Source organism: Bacillus sp. S4 (assembly GCF_040838205.1).
In the GTDB taxonomy this organism is placed as follows: domain Bacteria; phylum Bacillota; class Bacilli; order Bacillales; family Bacillaceae_G; genus Bacillus_A; species Bacillus_A cereus_U.
Map to the genome: position 1 here is coordinate 1 of NZ_JBFPJI010000303.1, position 3,827 is coordinate 3,827.

Genomic DNA, 3,827 nt, shown 5'->3' on the forward strand with positions numbered 1-3,827 from the left:
TTATAGTGTTTTGAATGTATATTTTCGTTAGTGATTTTAGATAAAATCAGTAAAGTGCGATAAAACCAATAAATTAAAGAAAATGAATGTAAACTAACATTTAAAAGGGGGAGGGATCATCAAGATTCTTCTTTCTTTTTTTATTTATTTGTTATGATCAATAAAAAGAAAGAAGAGTTAACAAACTAGAATGTCAATGGTTAAGCGGACAGAACGAAACGGAAGTGTAGTGAAGGAGCATTAAGGGGTACAGACCCATCGCTATCAAGCTAAGAAATACAAATACCTCCAAAACGAGAAAATTGACATCTTCATGTGAAAATGTACAACTTTTTTGTTTTGCGGTGTTAAAAAAATTCTTAAGTTGATGGGCATGTTGGTAGGACCCCATCGCTATCAAGCTAATAGGGGTACCGCCCCATGCCCATCAAGCTAAGATTTTGAAGTACCCCCAAAACAAAAATTTTATCTCACCACAGTTGTTTGTTTATGAGAATTCAGTGTACTTTTGTCGTTTTGGAGAACAATGAATTTCTTAACCTGATGGCGATGGGGAGTTATATTATTTTTCTTCCTACCAAATGGTCAAAATGCAAATGAGAGCTAATAGCACAGAGAAGATCTTCTGGTGCATAGCCCACTCGTTTTAAAATGTTTACAATTCTATCATCCGGTTTCATTTTTTGGAAGAATCTGACCTTCAACAAACGTTCCCTTAAAAATATCTTCATTATCTACTACACTTTCTGGCATTCCTGTGTCTATCAAAATAGGGCCTTCTGTTGTTTTCAAAAGATAGCTCCATACAGGCAAATTCAGAAGTTTACCTGGAGTAGGCATACTATTAACCGAAGAGTGATCTAACATGGCAGCGGCCAGCTGATAAAAAATACAGTTTTTTATCAGTCATTATATATCCACATTCTCCCCTCAGTTTGGATGAAACAATAACGTAATACTTCCGCTAGTAACAAACTTTTTCCTTCTATCTCTTTTTTCACTATAAACTTTTCTTTACATTTTCATGTATCCATTTCCGCATCATCTGTAACTCCTCATTTGAGGCAGTTCCTTCTCCATATCTAACTTTCTCATAAATTGGAATAATATCACTGTTCTTATGAATACGGGAAAACCATTGTTGAACCGTCTCTTGTAACCTTCTCTTTTCAAACTTTGATAATGTTAGCTCCCATTTTATTAGCATTGCTCTTACTTCTTCCGCTGGCAGTATTAAGCTATCTCGTTCTTCTTGTTCTGCATCTTCCCCAATTTTTCGTACTTCTTTTTGTTTCAAATGTATATGATGAATTGTCTGCTTCTTATTCCGCATACGGCGAAAGATAAAAATTATGATTACCATCACTAAGAATAGGATGCCAATTTGTATAAATATATTTTCAATGCTAACCCCTATAAACCCTGCATCGTCATTTTGTCCCTTTCTATCTTGGGAAAATCTTTCAAACTTTCCCTCCTTAAAATATCCCTCTTCATCAGAATCAGGCGGATTTTCAATTTCACCTAATGCCCCTCCTGAATCATCCCCAGGCTCCCGAGCTTCTCCTCTTCTGCTTCCTTCTAAGCTTTCCTTGCTTTTCCGTATCGTCTCTTCACTAGATACATCAGCTTCTCCCTCCTGATAAAAAAAATCTACCACCTTCTCTTTTGCAAAAAATGCACCTTTCGTTATTCCAATCGCCAATACAAAACAAGCGCTAATGGCTAGAAAACAAAATATAACACGCGATCCCCATTTCAATTTATTCACCGTTCCTCCCTTTACTTCACAATTTGTATCCACCCTTTTTGTTTTTCCGGTGGATATCCAATAATTAATGGAATCCCCCCTGCTTCTTGTCTGCGAAATCCTGTTTGATAAAAGAAATGTGCATTCAATGGTATATCTTTTTCTGTTAACGAAGATAACAAATCCATTGCTTTATAAAGTTGTTTTCGGTGCTTTCCACCTTTTAAGTGAATGACGCCTTGTTCCCGTACGCCATTTATCCATAGTTCGAACGAGCAGTCTTGCGAGATTAACTCCCGACATACCCCAGCAGCGACTTGAATTAAATATTCCATATCTGTACGAAGCGTATATCCCGTTTTCCCTACTACATTTACATAAAGTGCATATCGATCGCCTTGTGTATATTCATATTTTTTCGCACTAATGACCCCAGTTTTCGCAGTCGCCCCCCAATGAATAGAGCGAAATGATTCCCCTTCATATTCTTTCACACCTACTATTTTCGTTTCATCATATAACGGAGAAACAGCCGCTCTGCGAAATCCATGCTTCCACGTTGTTATTTCGGGTATCATCACTTTCAACATTTGCGGAAGAATATGAAATTCAGGGAGTTCCTTGTGTTCAATAGGCAAGTAATACGTTAAAAGGCCGAATGGATCTGATATTATGAGTTCTGCTGCTTGCCACCCTTGTCTTCCTCTTTCATTTGCACTCCCCTCTAACATAATTGTTATCATATCTCTTCCTTCTAATTGGAGAGGAATTTGATAAGAGTGATGCGAACGCTGCATCTTCTGATCCGTTTCCCACTCTATTTGTTCATCCGAACGAAATTGAAGAGTTGCTTTAAAGATTGGAAAACGTGCTTCATTTATAATTTGCACTACACACTCTCCTCTTTCATTCATAAATAGTCTCTTTTGATTTTGCGAGATATCCCATTTCACTCTCATGACTACTTTCATATACAAATGTAAAAATCCAGCTAACAACAAATAAAACAAAAAGAGGACCACAATAAAAAGTTGATTTGTAAAAACAAAGAGAATAAGAAAAATAACGCCGATTCCCCCTATAAAGAGAGGTTCCAGCAACGGATTTTTCCTTTTTATAATCTCATTCATACGCTTTCTACCGGCACTGCAATTTTTTCTAAAATTCCTTGCAGTACATCTACTTTAGTTGTTTTCATATCCCCTTCAATTGTTAACGTTAATCGATGAGCACAAACCGGAGTTGCCAAGGCTTTCAAATCATCAGGAGTTACATATTCCCGCTCCTTTAATAATGCCCTTGCTTGCGCCGCTCTCATAAAAGCTAAAGAGCCACGAGGACTAACCCCGATTTCTATCAAATCATGATTTCGCGTTGCTTCTACAATATCAAGCAAGTATTCTTCCACCTCATCGTGTATATGGATTCTTTTAGATTGCTCTTGCAACTCTAATATGTCAGAAAGAGTTACAACACTTTGTAAATCGTTAAATGGATTATTTTCTTTAAATCGTTTTAGCATTTCTTTTTCATATATACGATCTGGATACCCTTGCCGAATGGTTAATAGAAAGCGATCTAGCTGCGCATCTGGAAGCGTAAAAGTTCCTGCCGATTCTAATGGATTTTGCGTTGCTAATACAATAAATAGCATTGGTAATACATGCGTTACGCCCGAAATTGTTACGGTACGCTCCTCCATTACCTCTAACAACGCTGATTGTGTTCGCGGGACAGCCCTGTTAATTTCATCTACTAAAACTAGATTTGCAAAAATAGGTCCTTTTCTCGTTTTAAAATCACTTTCTTTCATATCAAAGTATTCTAATCCTACTACATCACCCGGCAACGTATCCGATGTAAATTGAATACGCTGAAAAGCCCCATCAATACTTTTCGCAAGAGTTTTGGCTAATGTTGTTTTCCCCGTTCCTGGTACGTCTTCTAATAAAACATGTCCATTTGCAACTAATGCAATCATCGCTAAATCAATTACTCCTTCCTTTCCTACAATAACTTTTGAAACGTTTTCTTTAATTTTTTCTAATATGTTCATATTCCTTATCCCCTTTTATAT

At 36.8% G+C, this 3,827-nt stretch carries 3 protein-coding genes and 1 pseudogene; all 4 read right to left on the reverse strand.

Annotated features, from left to right (window positions below):
- Positions 1-572: 572 nt before the first annotated feature.
- Positions 573-910, reverse strand: a pseudogene (locus AB3X48_RS18915) (MBL fold metallo-hydrolase); the annotation flags it as partial.
- A gap of 90 nt (positions 911-1,000) precedes the next feature.
- Complete coding sequence (locus AB3X48_RS18920) at positions 1,001-1,771, reverse strand: hypothetical protein (RefSeq protein WP_088099761.1); 771 nt, start codon at positions 1,769-1,771, stop codon at positions 1,001-1,003.
- Between the two features lie 11 nt (positions 1,772-1,782).
- Positions 1,783-2,880: a DUF58 domain-containing protein gene (locus AB3X48_RS18925; RefSeq protein WP_070145867.1), complete on the reverse strand. Its 1,098-nt coding sequence runs from the start codon at positions 2,878-2,880 to the stop codon at positions 1,783-1,785.
- Complete coding sequence (locus AB3X48_RS18930) at positions 2,877-3,806, reverse strand: AAA family ATPase (RefSeq protein WP_088099759.1); 930 nt, start codon at positions 3,804-3,806, stop codon at positions 2,877-2,879. Before AB3X48_RS18930 ends, AB3X48_RS18925 begins: the two co-directional genes overlap by 4 nt.
- Positions 3,807-3,827 lie beyond the last annotated feature (21 nt).